At 58.5% G+C, this 24,898-nt stretch carries 23 protein-coding genes; 14 read left to right on the top strand and 9 right to left on the bottom strand.

The window, feature by feature from the left end:
• Positions 1–2 precede the first annotated feature (2 nt).
• Entirely contained in the window at positions 3–1,163 is a 1,161-nt protein-coding gene (locus K6117_RS08265) for an enoyl-CoA hydratase-related protein (protein ID WP_221793861.1), read from the top strand.
• Positions 1,164–1,185: 22 nt separating this feature from the next.
• Here K6117_RS08265 and K6117_RS08260 read toward each other — a convergent pair whose 3' ends face one another.
• The 3 genes from K6117_RS08260 to K6117_RS08250 form a co-directional block, all read right to left on the bottom strand.
• Positions 1,186–2,772, bottom strand: coding sequence for a GMC family oxidoreductase (locus K6117_RS08260; RefSeq protein WP_221793858.1), 1,587 nt, complete (start codon positions 2,770–2,772; stop codon positions 1,186–1,188).
• Positions 2,773–2,840: 68 nt separating this feature from the next.
• Positions 2,841–3,020, bottom strand: a complete 180-nt coding sequence (locus K6117_RS08255; RefSeq protein WP_221793856.1) for a rubredoxin — start codon at positions 3,018–3,020, stop codon at positions 2,841–2,843.
• Positions 3,021–3,025: 5 nt separating this feature from the next.
• Positions 3,026–4,261, bottom strand: coding sequence for a cytochrome P450 (locus K6117_RS08250; RefSeq protein WP_221793854.1), 1,236 nt, complete (start codon positions 4,259–4,261; stop codon positions 3,026–3,028).
• Between the two features lie 202 nt (positions 4,262–4,463).
• Here K6117_RS08250 and K6117_RS08245 point away from each other — a divergent pair, with 202 nt between their 5' ends.
• The 3 genes from K6117_RS08245 to K6117_RS08235 all read left to right on the top strand — a co-directional run bounded on the left by K6117_RS08245 (position 4,464) and on the right by K6117_RS08235 (position 8,089).
• Positions 4,464–5,606, top strand: a complete 1,143-nt coding sequence (locus K6117_RS08245) for an acyl-CoA dehydrogenase family protein (protein WP_221793852.1) — start codon at positions 4,464–4,466, stop codon at positions 5,604–5,606.
• Positions 5,607–5,737: 131 nt separating this feature from the next.
• Entirely contained in the window at positions 5,738–6,526 is a 789-nt protein-coding gene (locus K6117_RS08240) for an enoyl-CoA hydratase/isomerase family protein (RefSeq protein WP_221793850.1), read from the top strand.
• Between the two features lie 3 nt (positions 6,527–6,529).
• A complete protein-coding gene (locus tag K6117_RS08235) occupies positions 6,530–8,089 on the top strand; it encodes a long-chain-fatty-acid--CoA ligase (RefSeq protein WP_221793848.1) in 1,560 nt (519 codons plus the stop codon).
• A gap of 56 nt (positions 8,090–8,145) precedes the next feature.
• Here the strand turns inward: K6117_RS08235 and K6117_RS08230 are convergent, their stop codons facing one another.
• The 3 genes from K6117_RS08230 to K6117_RS08220 are packed head-to-tail and all read right to left on the bottom strand — an operon-like array spanning position 8,146 to position 10,864.
• On the bottom strand, positions 8,146–9,096 hold the full coding sequence (locus K6117_RS08230) for an NAD(P)H-dependent flavin oxidoreductase (RefSeq protein ID WP_221793846.1): 951 nt from the start codon (positions 9,094–9,096) through the stop codon (positions 8,146–8,148).
• Between the two features lies 1 nt (position 9,097).
• Positions 9,098–9,949 (bottom strand): MaoC/PaaZ C-terminal domain-containing protein, encoded by an 852-nt coding sequence (locus K6117_RS08225; RefSeq protein WP_221793844.1) that lies wholly within the window; start codon positions 9,947–9,949, stop codon positions 9,098–9,100.
• Positions 9,950–9,952: 3 nt separating this feature from the next.
• A complete protein-coding gene (locus K6117_RS08220; RefSeq protein WP_221793842.1) occupies positions 9,953–10,864 on the bottom strand; it encodes an SDR family NAD(P)-dependent oxidoreductase in 912 nt (303 codons plus the stop codon).
• 202 nt (positions 10,865–11,066) lie between these two features.
• On the opposite strand from K6117_RS08220, the gene K6117_RS08215 reads away from it, so the two are divergent.
• The 7 genes from K6117_RS08215 to K6117_RS08185 are packed head-to-tail and all read left to right on the top strand — an operon-like array spanning position 11,067 to position 16,924.
• Positions 11,067–11,942: an SDR family oxidoreductase gene (locus tag K6117_RS08215; protein WP_246604965.1), complete on the top strand. Its 876-nt coding sequence runs from the start codon at positions 11,067–11,069 to the stop codon at positions 11,940–11,942.
• 12 nt (positions 11,943–11,954) lie between these two features.
• Positions 11,955–13,127, top strand: a complete 1,173-nt coding sequence (locus K6117_RS08210) for an acyl-CoA dehydrogenase family protein (RefSeq protein ID WP_221793838.1) — start codon at positions 11,955–11,957, stop codon at positions 13,125–13,127.
• Positions 13,124–13,657: a MarR family winged helix-turn-helix transcriptional regulator gene (locus tag K6117_RS08205; RefSeq protein ID WP_221793836.1), complete on the top strand. Its 534-nt coding sequence runs from the start codon at positions 13,124–13,126 to the stop codon at positions 13,655–13,657. The genes K6117_RS08210 and K6117_RS08205 overlap by 4 nt, the downstream gene beginning before the upstream one ends.
• Positions 13,658–13,674: 17 nt before the next feature.
• Complete coding sequence (locus tag K6117_RS08200) at positions 13,675–14,433, top strand: SDR family oxidoreductase (protein WP_246604964.1); 759 nt, start codon at positions 13,675–13,677, stop codon at positions 14,431–14,433.
• A gap of 16 nt (positions 14,434–14,449) precedes the next feature.
• Positions 14,450–14,866, top strand: coding sequence for a PaaI family thioesterase (locus tag K6117_RS08195; protein WP_221793834.1), 417 nt, complete (start codon positions 14,450–14,452; stop codon positions 14,864–14,866).
• Positions 14,863–15,657, top strand: a complete 795-nt coding sequence (locus K6117_RS08190) for an enoyl-CoA hydratase-related protein (RefSeq protein ID WP_221793832.1) — start codon at positions 14,863–14,865, stop codon at positions 15,655–15,657. The genes K6117_RS08195 and K6117_RS08190 overlap by 4 nt, the downstream gene beginning before the upstream one ends.
• A gap of 19 nt (positions 15,658–15,676) precedes the next feature.
• On the top strand, positions 15,677–16,924 hold the full coding sequence (locus K6117_RS08185) for an acetyl-CoA hydrolase/transferase family protein (RefSeq protein WP_221793830.1): 1,248 nt from the start codon (positions 15,677–15,679) through the stop codon (positions 16,922–16,924).
• A 21-nt stretch (positions 16,925–16,945) separates the two neighbouring features.
• On the opposite strand, the gene K6117_RS08180 is transcribed toward K6117_RS08185, so the two are convergent.
• Entirely contained in the window at positions 16,946–17,683 is a 738-nt protein-coding gene (locus K6117_RS08180; protein ID WP_221793828.1) for a MerR family transcriptional regulator, read from the bottom strand.
• Between the two features lie 119 nt (positions 17,684–17,802).
• Here K6117_RS08180 and K6117_RS08175 point away from each other — a divergent pair, with 119 nt between their 5' ends.
• Together K6117_RS08175 and K6117_RS08170 are read left to right on the top strand one after the other, a co-directional pair.
• Positions 17,803–18,915 (top strand): alkane 1-monooxygenase, encoded by a 1,113-nt coding sequence (locus K6117_RS08175; RefSeq protein WP_221793826.1) that lies wholly within the window; start codon positions 17,803–17,805, stop codon positions 18,913–18,915.
• 94 nt (positions 18,916–19,009) lie between these two features.
• Entirely contained in the window at positions 19,010–19,363 is a 354-nt protein-coding gene (locus K6117_RS08170; protein ID WP_221793824.1) for a DUF2834 domain-containing protein, read from the top strand.
• Positions 19,364–19,445: 82 nt separating this feature from the next.
• Here the strand turns inward: K6117_RS08170 and K6117_RS08165 are convergent, their stop codons facing one another.
• Positions 19,446–20,888 (bottom strand): aldehyde dehydrogenase, encoded by a 1,443-nt coding sequence (locus K6117_RS08165; RefSeq protein ID WP_221793822.1) that lies wholly within the window; start codon positions 20,886–20,888, stop codon positions 19,446–19,448.
• 14 nt (positions 20,889–20,902) lie between these two features.
• Positions 20,903–21,961 (bottom strand): 2Fe-2S iron-sulfur cluster-binding protein, encoded by a 1,059-nt coding sequence (locus K6117_RS08160; RefSeq protein WP_221793820.1) that lies wholly within the window; start codon positions 21,959–21,961, stop codon positions 20,903–20,905.
• Positions 21,962–22,236: 275 nt separating this feature from the next.
• Between K6117_RS08160 and K6117_RS08155 the strand changes: the two genes are divergently transcribed.
• Complete coding sequence (locus K6117_RS08155) at positions 22,237–24,822, top strand: TonB-dependent receptor (RefSeq protein ID WP_221793818.1); 2,586 nt, start codon at positions 22,237–22,239, stop codon at positions 24,820–24,822.
• Positions 24,823–24,898 lie beyond the last annotated feature (76 nt).

Raw genomic sequence — 24,898 nt, 5'->3', positions numbered from 1 at the left:
CGATGGCCACGCCGCTGCCGACACTGGAACAGTTTCGCCTTGAAATGCAGCCCAACGGGTTGGCCCATCTGGTGTTCGATTGTCCGGGCCGGACGATGAACGTGTTTTCCAATGCAGCAATCCATGAACTGGGCGAGGTTGCGGCATGGCTGGCAGCCGCAGATGTGAAGGGGCTGCTCCTGCGATCGGGCAAGGACAATGCGTTTTGCGCCGGGGCCGATCTGACCGAATTGGGCGTCGCCTATGACATGATCATGCAGGCCGCCCCACAGGCGCGTTTCAATGTCGCGTTCGATCATTTCTTCCCACTCAGCAAAGCCATCCGGGCGCTGGAAACAGCGGGCAAGCCAGTGGCGGCGGCCATCGCCGGTCTCGCATTGGGCGGGGGCTGCGAATTGGCGCTGGGCGCGCATTATCGGGTGTTGGTTGACGATCCCAAGATTGCCATGGGCCTGCCGGAATCGCTCGTCGGCCTTTTGCCCGGCGCGGGTGGCACGCAGCGTCTGCCACGGTTGATCGGGCTGGAGGCGGCGTTGCCGATCCTGCTGGAGGGGGGGCGCCTATCGGGACAGGCCGCGCTTGAGGTCGGTCTTGTCCATGCGCTGGCACAGCCGGGTGAAGACATTGCAATGGCGGAGGCGTGGCTGCTGGCGACCGATCAGGCGTGCCAGCCTTGGGATGCCCCCGACTGGCGCGCGATGACGCCGGGTGAAATCGACCCGCTGATTGCGCCGCGCAGGGCAAGTGCGGATGTCCATTATCCTGCGCCCATCGCCATCCTCGACTGTCTGCAATTTGGCCTGCCGCAATGCTTCGAAGGGGCAATACGTAGCGAAATGGCCATATTCGCCGGTTTGATCCAGCGCCCAGAACCGCGCAACATGATCCAGACGCTGTTCCTTGGGAAAAATGACTATGACCGGCTGAAGCGCAAGGACGCGCTGCCAGCATTTGTGGCAGAAATCGTGGCGGCCGTCGCCGCAATATCCGGCGACCGTAATGATGCGCAGGTGTTAACGGCGATCAGCAAGGCCGTCGAACCTTGGCGCAGCCAGCTTGGTTTCGAACAGCGTCGTCTCGTCGATTATGCCACGGTGCGCGATACGGGCTATCCCGCCTATCTCGGCGGTCCATTCACCTTTGGTGAGCGCGGTTTCGCCTGAGCGGTGACAGCCGGGGCTGGCCTCATCCGTTGAGGATGAAGTCCGCCCCGCGTTCGCCGATCATCATGGCCGGGAAATTGGTGTTGCCGCTCGGAATATCGGGCATGATCGACGCATCGACCACGCGCAATCCGTCAATCCCCCGCACCCGGAGGCGCGCATCGACCACCGCCATCTCATCCTGCCCCATTTTGCAGGTGCCGACCGGATGGTATAAAGTGGCTGCGTTGTTGCGGATATATTGGTCCAGCTCATCATCCGATTGCTTGGCCTCGCCCGGCGCATATTCACTACCCCGGAAACTATCGAACGGTTGTTGGGCGATGATCTCGCGCACCAGCCGGATGCCTTGGCGCATGACGCGCACATCTTCGGGATCAGAGAGATAGTCGGGATCGATGATGGGTGCGGCGAGCGGATCTGCGGAGGCGATGCGGATCGTGCCAACGCTGTGTGGACGGCTGGCGTTGAGCGAGACCTGAAAGCCTTCTTCCCTGATCACGTCACGGCCATGGTCATTATACATCAGATGGACGCAATAGATTTGCAGGTCGGGATAATCGATATCTGCGCGTGACTTGAGATGCGCCCAAGCCTCCAATCCGCTCGACACGGTGGGGCCAGATCGAAACAGCAGATATTGGCCCAGCGCCTTCGCCATCGCCAGTGGTTTGAGCGTGGATAATACCGATAAGGGGCGATTGATGCGCTGTTTGACGGAGATGGCGAGATGGTCGCGCAGGTTGCGGCCAACACCGGGTAGTTCATGGACCATGTTGATGCCATGCGGACGAATATCATCCGGATCACCGATGCCGGAAAGTTGAAGCAGTTGCGGCGAATTGACGACGCCCCCGGCCAAGATCACCTCGCGCGCGGCGGAAATCGTTTCGACCCGGCCTTTGCGGATGAATTCAACGCCGGTGGCGCGGCCCGATTGGACGATGATCCTGCTGGCCATCGCGCCGGTAATGACCCGCAGATTCGGTCGTCCCAGCGCCGGGCGGAGATAGCAACGCGACGCGCTTTGGCGGATACCATCGGCGAAATTGCCCTGCATCTGAGCGATGCCGATCGGGTCGGGACCGTTGACATCCTCGTTGAAGCCATGACCCGCCGCCAAACCGGCCTTGATCCATGATTGCGAAATCGGGTTCATGTCTTCGATGGGGACGCGCGTCACGCGCACGGGACCACCCTGACCGCGATAGGCGGGGTCGCCGCCGGGATAATCCTCGATCTTGCGGAACCAGGGCAGGCAATCTTCATAGGACCAGCCCGGATTGCCGAGCTGTGCCCAATGGTCATAATCCCCCCGGTTGCCGCGCGAAACGACCAGTCCGTTGATCGAACTGGAGCCGCCCAACACTTTGCCGCGCGGAAAATAGGAGGTGCGACCGTTCAGGCCCGGCTGTGGCACGGTCTCGTAATTCCAATTGCCCTTGCCGGCCTGCATCAGCGGGAAGAATCCGGCGGGGATGCGGTAGAGGAGGCTGCGGTCCGGCGCGCCTGCCTCCAGCAGCACCACCTCGCACCCCGGATCGGCGCTCAGTCGATTGGCGAGGACGCAGCCGGACGAACCGGCGCCGATGATGATATAATCAGCCAATGCCTATTTCCCCTTATAACCGGCCCTGCGCCTCACGAGACGCCGGGGCAGGGCCGGGCAGCACCGGGTTATTCCCAGTCAATCAGCATGAAGTCGCGTTTTTCAGATCCGCATTCCGGGCAGACCCAATCGTCCGGCACGTCTTCCCAACGGGTGCCGGGCAGGACGCCATTTTCAGGATCGCCCAACGCCTCATCATAAATGGTATTGCAGTTCATGCACTTATAGCGTTTGAAATCTGCGCTCATGACGATCAATCCCGTGTCATCGTGACCATCATGTGATGATAGCCACGGGTAAAGCAGGAGGGGATGCGATCCGGTTCGCCGACCAGTTTCACGTCCATGTTGCGCTTGACCATCTCTTCGATGAGCGTCTGGAGCTGGAGTTCGGCCAAACGGGCGCCGAGACAGCGATGAATGCCATAGCCAAAGGAGAGATGTCGGCGGGAATTCGCGCGGTTGACGTCCCATTTGTCGCCATCGGGGAAGACGTCTTCGTCGCGATTGGCGGAATTGTACCAGATGACGATTTTCTCGCCCTTGCGGATCGTCTGTCCGTGCAGTTCGACATCCTCCAGCGCCGTACGGCGCATGTGGCAGATCGGGGTCTGGAGACGAATCGTTTCGGTCGCCGCCGTGGATGCCAGCGCGGGATCGGCTTTCAACTTGGCCCATTCTTCCGGATATGTGTTGATCTGTTCGATCAGTCCCGACATCGAATTGCGGGTGGTGTCATTGCCGCCGACAACGAGAAGCGCGATATTGCCCATGAAGCGCTGTTCATCGAGATTGGCCATGTGTTGCGAATGGGCCATCATCGACAGCAGGTCGCCCTTGGGCGGGAGTGCCTTGCGCTCGTCGAATAATTTTTTGAAATAGGACGCCATTTCGAAACAATATTTTTCGCGTTCGGCATTCAATACCGGGTCGGGGCCGATGTCGATCTTGGCCGCCCAGTCCGACCAGAAGGGCAATTTGTGGCGCTCCTCCCAAGGGAAGTCGAATAATGTGGCCAGCATCTGCGTGGTGAGTTCGACGGCAATCTTTTCGACCCAGTCAAACGGTTCGTTCACCGGCAGGCTATCCAGCAATTGTGCCGTGCGTTCGCGCAATGGCCCTGCAAGTTTGCCAATCTCGGTCGGGGTCACGGCCGGAGCGATGGTCTTGCGCTGTTCGGCATGTTCGGGATCATCCATCGCGATAAACATCGCAAGTTGCACGCCCGTGTTCTGCATATCGAAAATGGTGATGCCGCCATGTTCGAATGAGGATGAGAAGATTTCCGGGCGCGATTCGATATCGACAATATCGGCATAGCGCGACGCCGACCAATAAGGGCCAAAGAAGCTGTCGCGACAGTAGTGGATCGGCGCTTCCTTGCGCAGCCGGGCGAATAACGGTCGCCAACTGTCCGCCGCGTACAGTTCGCCGCGTGATACATCAAGGGTTGTGATATCCGCGTTGTGATCGACCAACTGCGTCGCCATGGCACTCTCCTGTGATTGGCCACCGATTCCGGCAGCTCGTATCGGATGCATATAGCGCTTGCGACATAATACGTAAATAGTATACGTAAAAAATTGCCGGTGTCGGTAAAGTGAATTGATTAACCAGATTGCGCGTGCGACTGAATTTCATCACTACGGCAGTCAGAGCGACGATAATTGTATATTCAAAGGAGATAGGGACGTGCTGAACAGGGCCAATCGTGGCGTATATGGCGCCGAGCATGAACAGTTCCGCGATTCCGTGCGCCGGTTCCTTGAACAGGAGTTTACCCCCAATCTCGAACAATTTGAAGAAGATGGGAAGGTCAGTCGCGCATTCTGGCGCAAGGCCGGCGAGGCGGGCCTGTTGTGCCTGACCCAGCCCGAGGCCTATGGCGGCATGGGCCTCGATTTTTCCTTTAATGCGGTGGTGAACGAAGAGTTCACCTATGCCATGATGTCGGACTGTCTGACGTTGCAGACCGATATTACCATGCCCTATATTTACAATTACGGCAGCGAGGAGATGAAGCAGAACTATCTCCCGAGGCTGGTGACGGGAGAAATGGTCGCGGCAATCGCGATGACCGAACCGGGGGCAGGTTCTGACCTGCAAGGCGTCCGCACGACGGCTGTGCGGGATGGCGACCATTATATTATCAACGGGTCAAAGACCTATATCACCAATGGTCAAAATGCCGATTTGATCATTGTCGTCTGCAAAACCGATCCGAGCGCTGGCGCGAAGGGCACGTCGTTGATCGTGGTTGAAGCGGATATGCCGGGCTTCGAACGAGGTCGCAATCTCGACAAGATTGGCCAATGGTCGGCAGATACATCGGAACTGTTTTTCAACGATGTGCGCGTGCCGGTTGAAAATCGGATCGGCGACGAAAATCGCGGCTTTATTTATCTGGTGAGCGAATTGGCGCAGGAGCGGCTGTCGATCTCGATCACGGCGCAGACGGCGGCGCAACGGGCGTTTGATGAGGCTGTGAAGTTCGTCAAGGATCGCAAGGCATTTGGTAAAATGGTGTTCGATTTTCAGAATACGCGTTTTACGCTGGCGGATATGGCGGCGCGCCTACAGGTTGGCTGGGCGCATCTTGATTGGGCGATTGAACGTCATGTCCGTCATGAATTGACGGCGGAAGAGGCGGCCGCATCCAAGCTGTGGCATACGGAAACGCAATGGATGATCTGCGATGCCGCGCTGCAACTACATGGCGGCGCGGGATATATGAACGAATATCCGATCGCGCGGATCTGGCGGGATGCGCGCGTGCGCCGCATTTATGGCGGCACCTCGGAAATCATGAAGGAACTGGTGGGCCGCAGTCTTTGACGAGGGATCATGCGTGAGGGCGATGGGTAATAATCCGCCCTCAGCGCACCAGAAAGAATGCGTTTGTAATGCGCGCGATTGACAGACGTCGCCACAGGTCATAAACTTGTTTACAAACCTAGGAGGGTAGGATGTCGTTCACCAAATTGTCGCTCGTGTTTGATGATGGTCTGGCGCGGCTTGAATTTGCCAATCCCGAATGTGGCAATCCCATTGATGGCGTGCTGTGCGCGGAAATCGCCGAAGCTGCCATTCAGATTTCCGAGAACCCGACGGTCCGGTGCGTGTTGGTGACTGCGCAGGGCAAGGCATTCAGCTTTGGTGGCGATGTGTCGAGCTTTATCGCAGATCTGGATAGCCTGCCGCTCAACATTAAACGCTGGACCACCACATTGCACAGCGGCATCGCGCGGTTACAGCGGATGAATGCGCCAATAGTCGCTGCGGTGCAGGGCGTATGCGTCGGGGGCATGTCGGGCTTTGTGGCGGGCTGCGATATCGTCGTCGCGGCTGATAATGCCCGGTTCGTCGCCGCCTATGCCGGCATTGGCTTTAGCTGCGATGCCGGATCATCCATCATGTACACCCGCCGCATGGGCGCGGGCCGCGCGCGCAAGTTTCTCATGCTCAATGAGACGCTACTGGCGCCAGATGCCTTGGCGGCGGGCCTTGTCGATGAAATCGTCGCTAACGACGACCTTGCCGCGCGGGCGGAAACAATTGCCCGGCAAATTGCGGCTGGGCCGACAGCCGCCTTTGGTGAAATCCGTCGTTTATTGAATTCGGTGCATGATCAGCCGCTGGAAACCCAGTTGGAACTGGAGGCGCAGGCGCTTGCCCGCATTGCACGCTCCGCCGATGCGCGCGAAGGCATTACGGCCTTTGCGGGCAAGCGGGCGGCCGTTTTCAAGGGGTGCTGAACAATGTGGGCCTATCCCGAAGTTCGCACACTTGGTGACTTTGTCGACTACTGGGCGCGTCATGATCCGACCCGCGCGATGTTGAAAACGCCCGATCGCATCGTCAGCTTTGGAGAAGCGGACGCCATTATCAATCGCGTCGCAAATTACCTTTATCCGCGTGGTGCCGACGAGGGGCGACTGATCGGCTATATCGGCAAGAACAGTACCGATTTCTATTTCGCCTTTTTCGGTTGCGCCCGCACCCGATCCGGGCTGGTTGTTTTCAACTGGCGGTTGGCGGCGGCGGAATTGGCGGAGCAGATTCGCGACAGTGATTCCCGATTGGTGATTGTCGATCGCGAGATGGAGTCACTCTGGCGGGCGGCGAGCCAATTGCTGTCGCAGCCGCCGGAAGTGATCTGGATCGACGTCGAGGACACGCTGGAGCAAAAGGTCGCGGGCGAGGCCGGGCAGCATGTCGGCATCGTCGTTGAAGAGGATGATATAGCGTTTCAGCTATACACCTCTGGCACCACCGGCAAACCCAAGGGCGTGATGTTGACCCATCGCGGCATCAATATGATGCGTCTGTGCGAGCATCTGGAGCCGGCCTATCAATGGCACAATGGCGATAGCTTCATCAATTCATTGCCGAATTTTCATCTGCTGCATATCGGGATCACCTTGCAGTGCCTGTATAATGGAGTGTCGATTACCATCGTGCGCCAGTTCGAACCCGGTTTGGTGCTGGCGCAAATTACCCAGATGCGTCCGACGCTGCTGACGCTGACGCCGACCATGTTGCAGATGTTGCTGGATCATCCGACGGCGCCTGAGGCGGATTTTTCGTCGCTGCGCCTGACTCTTTATGCCGGCTCGCCGATCTCTCTTGGGCTGATCAAACGCGCCATTTCGGTGATGCCCTGTCAGTTCATGCAGTTCTATGGCTCCACCGAAGCGGGTGGGGCATCGTCGATCTTGCGTCCCAATGAACATAATCTCGAAGATGAGACCAAGTTGCAAAGCTGTGGGCGACCATTGCCGTTGGTCGAATTCAGAATTGTGGATGCCAATGGCAATGACCTGCCGGACGGCCAGCCAGGCGAATTGTTGATCCGTCAGCCTGCGATAACCAAAGGCTATTGGCGGCAACCGGATGCGACCGCTGGCGTGATGGTGCATGGCTGGTATCGCAGCGGTGATATTGCCCGACGCGATGAGGAAGGGCTTTATTATATTGTCGATCGCGTCAAGGACATGATCGTTTCAGGCGGCGAGAATATCTATTCCGCCGAAATTGAAAATGTCCTGTCGACCCATCCGGCAGTGGCTGGCGTCGCGGTGATCGGCGTGCCGGATGCGCGTTGGGGGGAGGCCGTCAAGGCCGTGGTGATCATCCGCGAAGGCCAAGACGTTACCGAGGAGGCCTTGCTGGCATTTTGTCGTGAGCGGTTGGCAGCCTATAAAGTACCGAAAAGCATCGACTATATCGATGCCTTCCCGCTGGTGCCATCTGGCAAGGTGTCCAAAAAGGACCTGCGCGCCCGTTATTGGGATGGGCATCAACGCAGCATCGCGTGATGCCCTCAGGTCTGAATGTGACCGCCTCTATTTTGCTGCTGACCCGATATGACCGCTTATGATGGCGGCATGCCCATCGCCTGTCGGGCGGCGGCATAATCGGCGGCCAGCCAGTCAATATAATCCTTGGCGGGGCCGGGTTGCTTGATCGCGCCGATCCCATGGCCTGCGCTCCAGATATCGCGCCACGCCTTGCTGTTCGATCCACCCCCAGCGATGTTGACTGCTGCGCCTTCAGGGCGTTGCAATTTGGCCGGGTCGAGACCGTTTTCAATGATCGACGGTCGCAGAAAATTGGCATTCACCCCGGTAAAGCAGTTGGTGACCATGACATCGGCCGCAGCGCAATCGGCGATCATTTGCTTGAAACCCGGTTGGGTATTGGCTTCATCGCTGGCGAGGAAGGGTGAGCCGATATATGCGAGGTCGGCCCCCAGCACCTCTGCCGCCAAGATCGAACGGCCCGTGGCGATAGCGCCTGAAAGCAACAACAGCCCGTCCCACCATTCGCGGATTTCCTGCGTCAGCGCGAATGGCGACAGGTCGCCGGTATGCCCGCCTGCGCCCGCGCCGACGGCGATGATGCCATCCACGCCCATTTCCGCGCATTTTTCGGCATGGCGGTTTTTGATCACGTCCTGAAATACCAATGTGCCATTGGCTTGGAGTGTTTTCACCAAATCCGGATTGGCGGCGAGCGCCAGCACCACGATCGGCACCTTGTGGCGCAGAATAACGTCAAGATCGGCCTCCAGACGGTCGTTGGTGCGGTGGGCGACAAGGTTGATGCTATACGGCATGTCGCCCACATTTTCACGAATGCGCGCAATGTCTTCATCCAGCGCGGCAGTGCTGCGTGGGTTGAGCGCGGGCATCGATCCGATGATGCCGGACTGGCATTGGGCAATTACGAGATCGGCGGTCGATGCAATGAACATCGGACCGGCCATGACCGGCAACCGCAGTTGTGACCGCAAGCGGGTAGCAAGTTCGTGCCTGTTCGTCATGTCAGCTTCTCCAGCGAATAACGCCTTGGTCGATCACCTTGCGGTCGCCGACATAGGCTTGAAAATTGGCGGCGTCCGGGTCTTGCGACCAGATATGGAAATCGAGCGTGTCGCCCGGCAAGACGATGCCCGAAAAGCGGCAGCCCAGTTCGCTGATCGCGGTGACATCGCGTTTGGCGGCGTGGCTGACTACCCATCCGGCGATGCCATAGCTGGCCAGACCATGCAGGATGGGCTTGGCAAAGCCTGCTTTGGTGGCGATTGCCGGGTCGAGATGCAGCGGGTTCCAATCACCCGACAGGCGATAGATCAGTGCTGCTCGTGGCGATGTGGCGAAGGAGGACAGCATTTCGGGCGGCCTGTCCGGGATGACTGACGGCTGCATCGGTGCGGCAGGGCCACCAAAACCACCATTGCCGCGCAGCAGTAACGTCTGGTGCAGACGGCACCAAGTCGCGCCGCTGTTGCTGTCGCGAATTTGGCGTTCGAGCACGAGCACCGCGCCCTTGCCCTCGCCGCGATCGGAAAGGGAGACGACTCGCGCCTCGGCCATGATGTCGCCAACGGGGGGAAGCGGCTGTTCGAACCATGCACGCTGTTCCGCATGGACGAGACGCACCACATCTATGCCGAATTCGGGTCGGGTCATCCACATCCCCGGCGATCCCAAAGTGACCGCGAAGCTTGGCAGGACTGAAAGCGCGCGCTCGTCGAGAAAAGCGAGTTGTTGCGGGTCGCACGGATCGACGCCAAGACCGATGCCTAATGCATAGAGAATGGCATCGCGCGCATCATAATGTTGCCGCTGTTCCCCGAAGTCATGGGACAGGATTGCGTCCGGGTTTATCATCATGATTTAAACCGGATCCCAGGTGAAGACATCTGCCGAGCGATGCAATGGCATGAAATCATTCGCGAACTGCGGGAATACGCGTTCGGTGATGGCTTCCGGGCTCCAGCCTTCGGCAGTGTGCGCCGTGCGGATCGGGCGCGGCTGCGAAAACAGGAAAATTTCATTGTTGCGGACGGCGAAGACCTGACCACTGACATCCTTGGCGGCATCGCTGAACAGCGCGACCACGAAAGGCGCGATCTTATCGGCATCGAGCTTTTTCAGCCCATCCACCCGTTTTTGCTGTTCGGGGGTGTCGGTGGGGATCGAATCGATCATCCGTGTCCATGCAAATGGCGCAATCGCGTTGGAGCGGACATTGAACCGCTGCATGTCGAGCGCAATCGACTTGGACAAGGCGGTGACGCCCAATTTGGCTGCGGCGTAATTGGCCTGTCCAAAATTACCGATCAGGCCCGAGGTCGAGGTCATATGGACATAGGCGCCCGAACCTTGCTCCTTGAACAATGGCGCTGCGGCGCGGCTGACATAGAAGCTGCCATAAAGGTTGACCTTGACCACCGCATCGAAATCATCAGGCGACATTTTGTGGAAATAGACGTCGCGCAGCGCGCCCGCATTATTGACGACCCCGTCGAGTCGGCCAAAGGCATCAACGGCGGACTGGACCATGGCGCATGCGCCATCCCAATCGGCCACGCTGTCATGATTGGCAATCGCGCGGCCACCCAAGGCGCGAATCTCGTCCGCTACTTGTTCTGCCACCGAGCCATCAGTGCCGGACCCAGACAATGCCGCGCCAAGGTCGTTCACGACCACCGCCGCCCCGGCGCGGGCGCAATCGAGCGCGATACCGCGACCTACGCCACGACCAGCGCCCGTCACCAAAATGACCTTGCCTTCCAACAGACCCATCACCGGACTCCCTTCTTTTCATGGCGGGCATCTTGGCCCTGCCACTGCATGATTGGGCATATTTCTACCCTGCGGTCTTGATGCCGACACATCAACCACGATCAGTTCTTGACACCAAATCGGAAGTTTGTAAACATGTTCACTACAGGCGGAGAGGAATTCAGACATAACGCCGCTTTTTGGGAACCAAAGAGATATGAGCATGGATATTTTTCGTTCCGACGTCTTGTCTGGAAAATCGATTCTCGTCACGGGCGGCGGGTCCGGCTTGGGCAAGGAAATCAGCAAGGCGCTTGCTGCCAGAGGCGCAGTTGTCCACATTTGCGGACGTCGCGCGGCAGTATTGGAAGAGGCAGCGGCCGACATTGGCGGGCAGGTGCATTGGCATATCTGCGACATTCGCGATGCCGATCAGGTTGATGAAATGATGGATGCGATCTGGAAGGTCGGGCCATTGACGAGTCTTGTCAACAATGCCGCGGCCAATTTCATCGCGCCGACCAAGGATCTCAGCCCGCGTGGCTTTCGTGCGGTGACCTCCACGGTCATGGACGGCAGTTTTCACGTCACGCTGGCCGCAGGCAAGCGCTGGATCGCGGAAGGCATTCGCGGATCGGTCGTCAGCAATCTTGTGACCTGGGTGTGGACCGGTTCCGCCTTCGTGGTGCCGTCGGCGATGGCCAAGACCGCGCTGCATGCCATGACGATGTCGCTCGCGGTGGAATGGGGGCCTTATGGCATCCGTCTGAATGCGACGGCGCCGGGACCATTTCCGACCGAAAGCGCATGGGAAAAGCTTAATCCGCTGCCGGATACGAAATCGAGCGCGACGAGCGACGACACAGTGCCGATGCGTCGTTTTGGTCAAATGCCGGAATTGCAGAATCTGATCGTGTTTTTGTTGTCGGACGGGTGCGATTATCTGACCGGCCAGACGATCGCGATTGACGGCGCGCAGCATCTGGCTGGCCCCGGCACATTTGCCGACCTGTCGAATATGAGCGACGGCCAGTGGCAGGCCGCGCGCGATGCCATCACGCAATCTTCGCAGCGCGATAAATCGCAGCGCGCCAAATAAGGGGGTAATGCCATGATTGAACGGTCGCTTTTCCGTGAGGAACATAACATGTGGCGCGAAACCGTGCGCCGTTTTGTGGAAAAGGAAATCGTCCCCTATCATGCCCAATGGGAACATGATGGGATCGTCCCGCGCGAACTTTGGTTGAAGGCGGGTGAGGCCGGGTTGCTGTGCTGCACCGTGCCGGAAGAATTTGGCGGCTTGGGCCTCGACTATCTGTTTGACGTGGTGGTGTTCGAGGAACTGTGGCGGGTGGGCGCGAGCGCGCCCGGCTTCCTGATCCACACAGATCTTGTCGCGACCTATATTCTTACCTTTGGCACGGATGAGCAAAAAGCCACATGGTTGCCCAAGATGGTGCGCGGCGAAGCGATTGGCTCGCTTGGCATGACGGAACCGCATGCCGGCAGCGATCTTAAGGCGATCAAGACCAAGGCTGTCCGCGATGGCGATGATTATGTCATCGATGGGCAGAAAGTGTTCATTTCCAACGGACAAAGCTGCGATATTCTCGTGCTTGCGACCAAGACGGACAGTGCGGCGGGCGCCAAAGGCGTGACCCTGTTCCTCGTCGAGGGCGACCGGCCCGGTTTCCGGCGTGGCCGCAATCTCGAAAAATTGGGCATGAAGGGGCAGGATACCTCGGAATTGTTCTTCGACAATGTCCGCGTCCCGGCATCGAATATGCTGGGCAGCGAAGGCGGCGGCTTTGCGATCATGATGACCAAGCTGGCGCAGGAGCGTCTGGCGCAGGCTATTCGCTCGGCGACCGTGGTTGAAGCCATGATTGAATGGACGGTCGATTATACTGCCGATCGCAAGGCATTTGGCCAGACCATCGCAGATTTTCAGAATACCCAGTTCGTGCTGGCCGACCTGAAGGCGCGTTCCGTCATGGCGCGCGTGTTCACCGACAAGTGCATCGACCTGTTCATGCAGGGCAAGCTCGACCCGGTCGATGCCGCGATGGCGAAAATGGTGACTTCCGAACTGCATTGCGAAGCGGCGGACAAGTGTCTCCAGCTGTTCGGCGGCTGGGGATATATGTGGGAATATCCGATTTGCCGGGCTTATGCCGATGCGCGCATCGTGAAAATCGCGGGTGGTTCTATCGAGGTGATGAAGACAATCATTGCACGGGAATTGTTCAAGGGTAAGTTGCAGCCCCGCAAATCTCAACAATGACGGCACTGGTCAACGTCGGTGCTGAAGACAAGGAATCCGTATTGCCCAAGGATCTAAATAGCAGCCTGCGTTTTGGCTTTCTCATCCACGATGTGTCGCGGTTGCGGCGTGTGGTTGTGGATCGTGCGCTCAAGCCCTTGGGTATTACGCGTTCGCAATGGTGGGTGTTGGCTTTTTTGTCGCGTCGCGATGGCATGACCCAGACAGCGCTGGCCGATGATCTCGACCTGACCAAAGTGGCGATCGGCGGTTTGCTCGATCGCATGGAAACGGCAGGTTTTGTCGAACGGCGTGCGGACTCGAATGATGCGCGGGCACGTCGCGTCTATCTGACCCGCCCCGGCGTGCGCATGGTCTCGACCATACGCGACAGCGTGCAACGCGTGGAAATGGATATCCTTGATCGGATTTCCGAAGATGACCTCAATCAGGCGGCGGTAACGCTGACTAAGGTCAAGGAAACATTGCTGGAGATGGCCGGTCTCGAACCCGAGGATAGCCATAGTCTGGAAAGTAATTTGCTCGAATAGCATCAGGAGGATTTAACATGCGAGGTTTGCAGGGAAAAGTGGCCGTTGTGACTGGCGGCGGGCAGGGTATTGGTCGGGCGCTTGTGCTGCGGCTTGCTGCTGAAGGGTGTCGCGTCGCCATTTTTGACATGAACCCTGCTGCGGGCGCGGAAACCGAAGCGCTTGCCGGGGACGCCATCGTCAAGACCTATCAGGTGGACGTCACCGATTATGATGGCGTTAAAGCCGCCGTCGACGCGGTCGAAGCGGATCTTGGCCCGATCTGGGCGTTGGTCAACAATGCGGGCTGGGATCTGCCCAAGCCATTCTTGATGACCGACAAGCCGTTGTGGGACAAGATCATTGCCATCAACCTTTATGGCCCGCTCAACACCCATCATTGCGTGGCGCCGTTGATGGTCGCGCGTGGCGGTGGCCGCATCATCAACATCGCATCCGATGCGGCGCGTGTCGGGACCAGCACCGAAGCCGTATATTCGGCATGCAAGGGCGGGATCATCAGCTTCACCAAATCGGTGGCGCGTGAGTTGGCGTCGAAAAATGTGTTGCTCAACATCGTCTGCCCGGGGCCGACCAACACGCCGATGATGGCCAGCGTGCTGGGCGAAGGCGAAGGCGCGGTGAAGTGGAAAGACGCGATGGTGCGCGGCATCCCCTTGAAGCGCATGGGCGAGCCGGAAGATTATGCGGGCATCGTGGCATTCCTCGCCTCTGATGATGCTGCCTTCATGACCGGCCAGACGATTTCCGTCGCTGGCGGCATGAACATGATCTGATGCCATGGGCGCGACCATGAACATCGATATACCACCCGGTTTTCAACCGGTGGACCTTGGCAAGGGGTTTACCAATGAACTGGGTCAGATGTTCGTGGACAGCCGCCAGCAGCGGTTGGGCATGATCGTGCAGGCACGGCATGGCAATCCGGTGGATGTGATGCACGGGGGTGCCATGTCGACCTTTCTCGATTGTCAGTTGGTTGCCGTTTGCCCAGAGGCGCTGGGCGGGCTGAATCATCGGCCGACGATCAGCCTGACCGTCGATTTTCTGGCGCCGGTGCCGATTGGTGTCTGGCTGGAGGCGGCGGTTTTGTGCGTGCGCGAGACGCGATCATTGTTGTTCACCCAAGCCATCGCCACCGTCGATGGCGAGGCTGTGGCCCGCGCCTCAGCGATTTACAAGAATATCAAAAAGGAGCTGCAATCATGATTGATCCGACCAAATTCGAGGATGTGCTGTACGAAGTCCGTGGCCGCGCTGCCTGGGTCATTATCAACCGTCCCAAGCTTTATAACGCATTTCGCGCCCAGACGATGGAAGAGCTGATCGCTTCATTCAAGCTGGCTGCGGATGACAAGGGCGTGTCGTCCATCGTCCTCACCGGGGCGGGCGACAAGGCATTTTGTACCGGTGGCGATCAGTCGGCGCATGAAGGCCAATATGATGGTCGCGGCATTGTCGGCCTGCCGATTGACGAGTTTCAATCTATCATCCGCGATGTGCCGAAGCCCGTCATCGCCCGCGTCAACGGCTTTGCCATTGGCGGCGGCAACGTCTTTGCCACATTGTGCGATCTCACGATTGCCGCCGATACCGCCAAATTCGGGCAGGTTGGCCCGAAGGTCGGTTCGGTTGACGCGGGCTGGGGCACGGCGCTGCTCGCCCGTCATATCGGCGATAAGAAGGCCCGCGAAATGTGGTTCCTGAACGATATGTACACCGCCCAGCAGGCGATGGAGATGGGGCTGGTCAACAAGGTTGTTCCGGCGGCGGAGCTTGATGACGCGGTCAATGCGTGGACAGAAACCCTCGGCCAGCGTTCGCCCACCGCACTCGCGCTTGCCAAGCGGTCCTTCAATGCGGACAGCGAGAATATTCGCGGTATCAGCCTGATGGCGCTGAATGCCGTGAAGCTGTTCTACGACACCGAAGAATCGAAGGAAGGCGTGCGTGCCTTCACCGAAAAGCGCGCGCCCGACTTCCACAAATATGTGAAGTAATCAGGTCAAGGTCGCCAGCATGGCCCCCGTTCGCATCGCAGCATCAGAACTGGCCCGGCATCTGCCCCGCAAGGGGCGGGTGCTGGTGCTGGGCTGTGCCGGGGAATCCCGGCTGCTTGCCGATGCGGTGATGGTGGCGGGGGACACACTTGGCGACCTGATTTTTACCGGCATTTTTATCCCGGGCATCAATCGTCATGATTATCTTGCCCATCCGGGCTGTCGGGTAGAGACGTTCTTTTACACCCCGGAAATCAAGGCGGCGCCGAGGGAGCAGGTCACGTTCCTGCCGCTTTGCTATAATGATATCCGCGCGCGGTTGCAGCAGGTAGAGATTGATGCCGCGCTGATGATGGTGTCGCCGCCGGATGCGGATGGATTTTGTAGTTTTGGCAATAGCGTCGATTTTCTCGCCGAACTTTGGCCGACAATCCCGCTACTGATCGCGCATGTGAACCCGGCCATGCCATGCACCACTGGCCATGATCGGGTGCCGTTCGACCGGATCAGCGCTTATGTCGAAGCGGATGTGCCGCTTGTGACCATGGATGATGCGGCGGTCGATCCGGTGGCGGAGGCGATCGCCAGCCATATTGCGCCCTATATTGGCGATGGTGCGACGTTGCAGACGGGGGTGGGCAAGGTGCCGGGCGCGGTGATGCGCGCGTTGACCGGGCGGCGTGAATTGAAAATTCATTCGGGGCTGGTTGTTGATTCCGTGCTCGATCTGCTTGATGCCGGTGCGCTGGCGGCGGGAGCATCCATTGTGGCAGGCTGTGCCATCGGGTCAGACCGTCTGTACCGCCGACTGGGCGATCCGGCGTTTCGTTTTTGCCCGGTGGCGATGACCCATGATGCGAAGACGATTGCTGCTTATTCGGATTTTGTTGCCATCAATTCGGCGATTGAGGTTGATATATTGGGTCAATCCTATGCCGAATTGGGGCCTAAGGGCTTGATGTCGGGACCGGGCGGGGCAAGCGATTATGCCCGGGGCGCGCGGATGTCGCCCGGCGGCATCCGCATTGTCGCATTGGCGGCATCGGCTGCGCGCGGGACGATTAGTCGGATTGTTGCACCCAATGCTGGCGCTGGGCCGGTGTCGTTGAGCCGCTGGGACACGGATATTGTGGTGACGGAGCATGGCGCAGCCGATTTGCGCGGCCTGACCTATCAAGCGCGTGCCGAGGCATTGATCGCGATCGCGCCCAATGAGCATCGAGAGTCGCTTGCCGCCGCATGGCAGGCATTCGCCAACCGCCTGTAACCTGATAAAAGCGGTAAGCTGTCAGGCCGGTTTGCGACCGGCCACGCGCTTTTTCCTTGGCGTTGGTTGCGCGATCGCTTCTTTGTGTTCCTGAAAACGTTGCAGCAGGACCTTCATGCGGATCAAACCCCAGAAATCGAGCATCAGCCGCAATGCTTCCTGCAACATGTCGGCGGCCTGTTCCTCGGAAATACGGCCTTCGGTTGCCGCCAGGAATCGTCGCGCTTCTTCTTCGGCAATGGCTTGGGCAGGCTGAACATAGAAGGACAGGATATCTGGTGAAAATCCCAGCTTTTCGGTAAATCCGACCTCGCGCATCTCGCTCCAGATCGTGACCAACCGACTGTCGGTGACGCTGAGCGCGGGGCCTGCGCGGGTCTGGACGATGGCGACCACGCCATTCGCGGCCATCGCCAGTGCGTCGGCCTCGGCAGAAGGCCATTGATTTGCCAGCGTTGCAAGCAGGATCGGATTGCCCGATTGCCCCATGCGGGCGGCGACCAGCTCTTCGAGATTATGGAAGGCCGAGGCGTCGACCCGGCGCTCGTTCGACTGGCCGCTCAACACGTCCTTGATCTGCCGTAGCGTCAGTCCACTGTTGCGCTGCAGGTCGCGCACGGCCTGTACTGCGCGTACATGACTTTCGTCATAATCGGCCACATTCGGTTTGGGGCGCACCGGCTGGGGAATCAATCCGTGCCGCATATAGACGCGGATGGTTTCCCGGTTCACTTCCGTGCGCGCTTCGAGATCTCTCATTTTCATGGTGGTTTGTAGCTACGCCGACATGCACTCGCTCTGCAATAGATAAAGATGTGACCCTTTACATTTTGCGTATATGTGTTACGCAAAGATGATAAAGGATTTAGGAGAGAATCATGGATTATCTGCGCTATTATTTCCCGGCGCTGGTCCAGGCCGCCGCTTATGCAGGTTTTATCGTCGGCGGAGACTGGGTGTTCGTCGGGATCGCAAGCCTGCCTTTGCTTGGCATTATTGATCAACTTTTGCCGAATGACATGAAGCCCCGCCACCTGCGTAGCGGCTTGATTGCCGATCTGCCGGTGTGGATTTCCACATTGATGGCGGTGGGTCTTTATCTCGTGGCGGCACGCTGGGTCGCGGTGACCGATCATATCACGCCGATGCAATATGCGGGCGCGATCTTGTCGCTGGCGTGGATGAGCGTGGTGCCATTGGTGCCATCTGCCCATGAACTCTATCACCAGCGCGGCAAATTGCGTCGCTTCGTCGGGCAATATTCGCAGGTCTGTTATCTCGATTGCACCCGTGAAATTGCGCATGTGACCGGCCATCATCTGGATGTCGCGACGGTCAATGACAGTGATACCGCACCACGTGGCACGTCGCTCTATGCGTTTACCCCGCGCGCTGTGGTCCAGAGTACGCGGGATGCCTGGCGGATGGAGAGTGATTCTCTTGAAAAGCAGGGCTATGGTCGTTGGTCGATCCGTCATCGCCTGTGGAAGGCCATTCTTGCGCAAATCGTCATGCAGTCGGTCGTCTATGCGATTGGCGGTTGGCAGGCTGTGGCGGTGGTGCTGGCCGGGATGGTGGGCGCGCGCTTCTGGGTGGAATCGTTCAATTATTTCCAGCATTATGGCCTGATCCGGATCGAGGGCGGGGCGATCAGCCGGCGTCATGTCTGGAACCATTTGAAGCCGCTGTCGCGGGTGATGGGTTTCGAGATCACCAATCACGCAGATCATCACACAGACAGCTTTGCCAAGTTCCACGAACTGGTGCCGGATCGTCAGTGGATTCCGATGCCGAGCGTGTTCATCTGTTTCTTTTCGGCATTGGTGCCGCCGCTGTGGCACAATCTGATCATCAAGCCTGCGCTCAAGCGTTGGGACAATGAATTGGCAACACCGGAGGAGCGGGCGCTCGCCCGCGAGCAGAACCGCAAGGCGGGCTGGCCAGACTGGTTTGATGAAAAGACCGGCAAGGCCCAAATGGCGACGGCCTGATGGGGCGCATCGCTCGATAATATGACACCGACCTTGCTGCGTAGCCCGCTGCAAGGTCGGTTTTTTTCATAATAACAGGTGGAGGGGAAGAGGTATGGGTATCAGTATCCGGCATGGATTTTTCATCATCATTGGGATCGCGGCATTGTTCCTGACATGGCCCTATGCGTTCGAATGGATGCGGGCGGGCGGCAATATTCTGAACGCCGTCGATTTCTTTGGCGATGCCATCAATGCAGGCGGCACAGCCGCTTTTCTGAGCCTTGATATGGCCGTGGCGTGGTTGGTGTTCATGGTCTGGGTCGTGGGCGATGCCCGGCGTATCGGCCTTGGCGCGAAGGCGGGCTGGGGCTTTGTCGTATTGTCATGGATCGGGGTGTCGATGGCTTTCCCGTTCTATCTGGTCGTGCGCGAACGCCATCTCGACCGCCAACGGCAGGCGGGGTAAATTCAAAAGCCGGATCGGGTAAAAAAAGGGCAGGGCGGCAATATGCCGACCTGCCCTTTCGGGTTTGCGATCAGCCCCAAGCTCAGCCCATAACGTAGATCGACTTGGTCCGTTGGTAGCTGGCCAGCGCCTCTGGCCCGAACTCGGTGCCCATGCCGCTGGCCTTGATGCCGCCGAACGGCGACCCGAGCGATGGCATATAGCCGTTGATGCCGATGGTGCCGGTCTGCACTTGTTGCGCGACCTGTTGGGCGCGGGCGCTGTCGGCGCTCCAGACAGAGCCGCCAAGGCCGAATGCGGAATCATTGGCGATGCGGATCGCATCGGCATCGTCCTTGTACGAGATCACGGACAGGACCGGACCAAAGATTTCTTCCCGCGCGATGGTGTCATGATTATCGACATCGGCAAAGACTGTCGGTTCAACGAACCAGCCATGGTTGAAACCGCGCGGACGGCCACCACCGGCGACGAGCCGGGCCTCTTGCTTGCCAATGGCGATATAGCTTTCGACCCGCGCACGATGGGCTTCGGATGCCATCGGCCCCACATGGGTGGCCGGATCAAGCGCATCACCAATGGTCAGCCCTGATACCATCGCCGCCAGCGCATCGACCACTTCGCCATAGCGCGAGGCCGGGGCGAGGATACGGGTGCCGTTGAAACAGGCCTGACCATTGTTGAGCATGCACGCGGTCGGCACGCCTTGCAGAAAGGTGTTGAGATCGGCGTCTTCCAGCACGATAGCCGCCGACTTGCCGCCAAGTTCAAGCGTAACCGGGCGCAGCAATTGGCCGCATGTCGCGGCAATGCTGCGCCCTGCGTTGGTGGAGCCGGTAAAGGCGACTTTGTCCACGCCGGGATGCGAGACGAGATAGGCCCCGGCATCGCGATCCGCCGGAACCCAGTTGAGCACGCCCGCGGGCACACCTGCTTCAAGTGCAGCCTCGGCGAGGATGTAGCTATCGAGCACCGTGCCGGGCGAGGGTTTGATAACAAGGGTGCAGCCCGCCAGCATGGCCGGTGCGATCTTGCTGATCGCGAGCGTGACCGGGAAGTTCCATGGCACAATCGCCGCGACGACGCCGATAGGATTATGGTGGACCAGCGTCTCCTTGCCCATTTGCGAAGGACGATGATCGGCCTGTCCCATCGTTGCGGCCAGTTCTGCAAAATAGCCGAGCACCCCCATCGGAAACTGCGCTTCCAACAAGCTGCTCAGGCTGATCGGCATGCCATTCTGCATCGACACGGCCTGTGCCAGCGCCTCGGCGCGCTGGGCAATGGCGGCGATGAAGCGCTGCATCACGGCGGCGCGTTCTGCAGGCGCGGCGTTCGACCAGCCGCCATCGTCAAAGGCACGGCGCGCAGCTGCGACGGCAGCGTCGACATCGGCTTCGACAGCTTCTGGCACGGTCGCGATGACCTCGCCCGTCGATGCGCCGATGATCTCGAAACGGCGCGACGACGATGGTGCCACCCACTGGTTGCCAATGAAAAATGCGTTACGATCCAGATCCATCATGTCTCTCCTTTAAATTATGCGGCCACTTGTTTGCTGGCCGTGCTTGAGTCGGTGAACTTGTCATAGAAAATCTGTTCCATCGGCATGCCATGCGCCACCAGCATGGCGATGGCGGCGTCGATCATTGGTGGCGGGCCGCATAGATAGGCGCTGGCGCCGGGGCCGAGGCGCTCGATCGCCGCGGGAATATGATCCGTGACCAGCCCTTGTCGCCTTGTCTCCGTCTGCTCTTCGGACAGGACCGGCCAATAATCGAAACCAGCCGTCCAGGCGGAACGAATCTCGCTGATCTCGGCATCGCCATATAGATCGCGCTCACCCCGCGCGCCAAACAGCAGGACGCAGTCGCGGCGCACCCGCTTGCGCGCGGCATCCTGCAACAGGCTGACGATCGGGGCCAGCCCGCTGCCACCCGCAATGCAAAGGATCGGCCCCTTGCCCGGACGCAGCCAAAACTGGCCGTGCGGGCCGTCGAGTTCATAGCTGAACTCTTGAGCGCGGCCATCGAACAACGCATCGGTAAAGGCCCCGCCCGGCACATGGCGGATAAAGCAGGTCACATTGTGCTGCCCGCCGACATCCGGCGCGGAGGCGAATGAATAAGAGCGATGCGTATCGCCGCCATTCCAGCGCACATTGATATATTGGCCGGCCTGATAAGTGAGGGCTTCGACCGTCTTCCATGTCACTGCCATGATGTCATGGGTGAGTGGCTTGGTATCGATCAGCTGTGCTGGCGTGACGATCTGACGGGTGGTGCTGGCGGCGATGTCGACTTCGAGTTCGAGATCCGATTTGGGCAGGGCCTGACAGGCAAGGATATAGCCGGCGGCCAATTCTTCCTTGCTGAGCGTGTAGCCGAATGGCGTGATCGCCTCGACCTTGCCGGTGATCAGTCGGGTGCGACATGCACCGCACGTGCCGACGGTGCAATCATGCGGATAGGCGAGGCCAAGTTTCAGGGCGCTTTCCAGCACCGTTTCCCCATTTGGGACCGTGAATGCTTCGCCGCCCGGGCGGACATGAACCTTATTGGGTTCTGCCTTGCCGAAAAGGGATTTCAACCAACTCATCGTGCCTCTCTCTCTATCCTTATCCGGCTCCATCATTGTCCGGCGCCATCCTTGTCAGGCGATTGCCCGCCGGATGATTCGCCTCATGGAGCGGTTTATCTGCCAGTGATGCTTTCTGGCGCCGACGCCCTTTCAGGACGCTTCTTAGCGCTTTCCGATCTAGATCGTAAATATGTTGACATAATTTCTCTCTAACGTATTTTGCGTATCGTCGTCACGCGAAAAGAGCGCCAATCCATAAGGCGTCTTTCACGAGGCAGAATAGGGAGGATGTCATGAGGAATATTTCAGTCGTGAGTCTTGCTGCGCTTGCGGTAAGTGTATGTTTTCCAGCCCATGCCCAAGAGCGGGCCGAAAATTCCGGTATCGAAGATATCATCGTGACCGCCACCAAGCGGTCCGAAAATCTGCAGAATGTGCCTGTGGCGGTGTCGGCGATTTCGGCTGCGACACTCGCGAATCAGGGGGTGTTCGAAACATCGGACCTCAATCACTCCATGCCCAATTTGCAGGTGTCGTCGCCTTATGGTGAGCAGCAGCCGAACTTCTCGGTGCGCGGCGTCGGCGTCGGCACGGAATTCAACGCCAATGCGGCCTCGCCGGTCGGTGTTTATGTGGATGAAGTCTATCAGGCATTCCGTGCCTCGCATGGCCAGCAGCTTTATGATCTCGAACAGATCGAAGTGGTGCGCGGTCCGCAGGGAACGCTTTATGGCCGCAACACCACGGGTGGTGCGATCAACTTCATCACGCGCAAGCCGGAGTTGAAGGGCAGCAACGGTTCCGTGACCGTTGGCTATGGTAATTTCAACCGTTTCAACTTGACGGCTGCGCTCGAACTCACGCCGGTTGAAGACAAGATCGGCATTCGCATCGCCGGTACTTTTGTGGATTCCGATTCCTATGTGCATAACCGGCTGGGGGCTGGGCTTAACACCTCGGCTGCGGGCGGCGCTTCCGGGTTGAACCTGAATTCCGGTCGCGATCCGGGCGGCACCAAATCCTATGGCGTGCGTGGCACATTGCGGCTTAAGCCGTCCGAGACCGTTGATATCTCGATCAAGGGATATGCGGCCAAAGGGCGCGGCGGCACGGAAACGCCCATTCCCACGGGCCAGTCCAAGACGAATGATGTCATTGACTATACCAGCTCGAACTTTTTGCTGGGGGGTCTGTTCGCGCAGCTCGCACCGGCTGGATTGGTCCCGGCGAGTTACAGCCAGTCGGGGCGCGGCCTTGGCATCAACGAGATTGAAGCTGATACCGTTGGCGTTGCGATATCGCGCGCCGAAGGTGCTGTGCTGACGGCCAAGATCGAGTTGAATGACACGCTGAAGCTGATTTCGATTACGGGCTATGATTCCGGCCTGTATTCGCAGTCGTCAACGGATTGCGACGCGACGCCGATGCGTTTGTGTTCGATTGGCTATCGTTCGAAATTCCACGCGTTCAATCAGGATGTTCGCCTCGATCTGGATGCGGACAGGTTCAAGATGATCGTCGGTGCTTATTATGGCAAGGACACGGTCGTTGCCAATAACAGCCCTGATTTCTTCAACTTCACAAGCGATGTCCGTGCGGCGCTTGGCTTGCCTGCTACTTATTTCAATCCGGGCGGCGGCTTTAACGGCAATGGTCTGTCGGCGACGTCCTTGCCAACCGGCATTCGTGCTACGCAGCATTTCAAGCAAGATCGCAAATCCTACGCCATTTATGGCGAGGGGAGCTATGAGCTGACGGAAACGCTGAAGGTCACGGCTGGCATGCGTTATACCAGTGACAAAAACCACTTCAGCGACGGTATCACCACTTATTATGATGATACGGGCGCGGCGCGGATGCTGACGGTTTCCGACTTTACGCAAGGCGGTGCGTATGCGCCATATTTCCTCCAGCCGGTCTATGATGAGACAGGGGCTGAGGTCATTCCGTCATTCGCGGCGCTCGGCATACCCAAGCCGGGTGGTCTGGACCGCAAGGGTTCGTCCAATCGTCTTTCTGGTCGCTTCATCGTGGACTGGAAGCCGGTCGAACATGTGATGGTCTATGCCAGCTATAGCCGCGGTTATCGCGCAGGCACGTTTAACGGCCTGGCTTATGGCAGCGCCAATCAGGTGTATTTCGTGCCGCCAGAAAAGGTGAACGCCTTTGAAGTCGGCTTCAAATCGCGTCTTGCCGACAATCGCGTCCAGATCAACGGCTCCTTCTTTTATTATGACTATAAGGGCCAGCAAGGTCAGGTCGTCGATGCCACCGCCACCGCGAACCTGATTTCACTGAGCGGCAAGATGAAGGGTCTTGAACTGGAAGGTCAGTTCGCAGCGACCAATCGTTTGCGTCTGAACGCTTCATTCGCCCTGCTCGACACCAAATATAATAAAGGTGCTTGCCCATCCAACCCGGCGGATATCCCGAATTTCCCGGCCCAGCTTGGTAGCTGTGTCGTGTCATCGGGCGGTCCGGTGAGCGTGGCCGGTAATCCGTTCCCATTCGCTGCCAAGACGTCGGCGAACCTCGGCTTTGACTGGGATGCCCTCGATGTGGGCGATGGCCTTGTGACGTTGCATGGCGACGCTGCGTATACGGGCCGTTTCTATTATGACTCGTTCAAGGATTATAGCCGCGGTCCGCTTACAGCGGTGGCATCGGGTGTCTTTGGCAAAGGCGAAGGGAATTATTGGGTTCTCAACAGCCGCCTCACTTATGGCACCGATCGTTATTCGATCTCGGCCTGGGCAAAAAATCTGACGAACAAGACCTATTATCCATTCGGTATCTCGATCGAAAACCTTTTCGGCAACGGCTATCGCGTGCGCTCGCAACCGCGGATGTACGGTGTCGAAGCAACGTTCAAGTTCTGATCGGCGTGCTGCATAGCTAAATAAATATAGCCGCAGCAATCTTTTGGTTGTTGCGGCTATTTTCATGGAGGAGAGG

Origin of the sequence: Alteraquisediminimonas sediminicola (assembly GCF_019740335.1) — a bacterium.
In the GTDB taxonomy this organism is placed as follows: Bacteria; Pseudomonadota; Alphaproteobacteria; order Sphingomonadales; family Sphingomonadaceae; genus Alteraquisediminimonas; species Alteraquisediminimonas sediminicola.
This window is presented reverse-complemented; position numbering and strand designations above follow the sequence as displayed.

Excerpts from the sequence above, each read along its gene's own strand:
- K6117_RS08155 (WP_221793818.1), top strand. The coding sequence starts at position 22,237 with ATGAGGAATATTTCAGTCGTGAGTCTTGCTGCGCTTGCGGTAAGTGTA.
- K6117_RS08235 (WP_221793848.1), top strand. The coding sequence starts at position 6,530 with ATGTGGGCCTATCCCGAAGTTCGCACACTTGGTGACTTTGTCGACTAC.
- K6117_RS08190 (WP_221793832.1), top strand. The coding sequence starts at position 14,863 with ATGATTGATCCGACCAAATTCGAGGATGTGCTGTACGAAGTCCGTGGC.
- K6117_RS08265 (WP_221793861.1), top strand. The coding sequence starts at position 3 with ATGGCCACGCCGCTGCCGACACTGGAACAGTTTCGCCTTGAAATGCAG.
- K6117_RS08185 (WP_221793830.1), top strand. The coding sequence starts at position 15,677 with ATGGCCCCCGTTCGCATCGCAGCATCAGAACTGGCCCGGCATCTGCCC.
- K6117_RS08250 (WP_221793854.1), bottom strand. The coding sequence starts at position 4,261 with ATGGCGACGCAGTTGGTCGATCACAACGCGGATATCACAACCCTTGAT.
- K6117_RS08175 (WP_221793826.1), top strand. The coding sequence starts at position 17,803 with ATGGATTATCTGCGCTATTATTTCCCGGCGCTGGTCCAGGCCGCCGCT.
- K6117_RS08205 (WP_221793836.1), top strand. The coding sequence starts at position 13,124 with ATGACGGCACTGGTCAACGTCGGTGCTGAAGACAAGGAATCCGTATTG.
- K6117_RS08215 (WP_246604965.1), top strand. The coding sequence starts at position 11,067 with ATGGATATTTTTCGTTCCGACGTCTTGTCTGGAAAATCGATTCTCGTC.
- K6117_RS08170 (WP_221793824.1), top strand. The coding sequence starts at position 19,010 with ATGGGTATCAGTATCCGGCATGGATTTTTCATCATCATTGGGATCGCG.
- K6117_RS08200 (WP_246604964.1), top strand. The coding sequence starts at position 13,675 with ATGCGAGGTTTGCAGGGAAAAGTGGCCGTTGTGACTGGCGGCGGGCAG.
- K6117_RS08165 (WP_221793822.1), bottom strand. The coding sequence starts at position 20,888 with ATGATGGATCTGGATCGTAACGCATTTTTCATTGGCAACCAGTGGGTG.
- K6117_RS08195 (WP_221793834.1), top strand. The coding sequence starts at position 14,450 with ATGAACATCGATATACCACCCGGTTTTCAACCGGTGGACCTTGGCAAG.
- K6117_RS08220 (WP_221793842.1), bottom strand. The coding sequence starts at position 10,864 with ATGGGTCTGTTGGAAGGCAAGGTCATTTTGGTGACGGGCGCTGGTCGT.
- K6117_RS08180 (WP_221793828.1), bottom strand. The coding sequence starts at position 17,683 with ATGAGAGATCTCGAAGCGCGCACGGAAGTGAACCGGGAAACCATCCGC.
- K6117_RS08230 (WP_221793846.1), bottom strand. The coding sequence starts at position 9,096 with ATGACGAACAGGCACGAACTTGCTACCCGCTTGCGGTCACAACTGCGG.
- K6117_RS08225 (WP_221793844.1), bottom strand. The coding sequence starts at position 9,949 with ATGATGATAAACCCGGACGCAATCCTGTCCCATGACTTCGGGGAACAG.
- K6117_RS08210 (WP_221793838.1), top strand. The coding sequence starts at position 11,955 with ATGATTGAACGGTCGCTTTTCCGTGAGGAACATAACATGTGGCGCGAA.
- K6117_RS08160 (WP_221793820.1), bottom strand. The coding sequence starts at position 21,961 with ATGAGTTGGTTGAAATCCCTTTTCGGCAAGGCAGAACCCAATAAGGTT.
- K6117_RS08240 (WP_221793850.1), top strand. The coding sequence starts at position 5,738 with ATGTCGTTCACCAAATTGTCGCTCGTGTTTGATGATGGTCTGGCGCGG.
- K6117_RS08255 (WP_221793856.1), bottom strand. The coding sequence starts at position 3,020 with ATGAGCGCAGATTTCAAACGCTATAAGTGCATGAACTGCAATACCATT.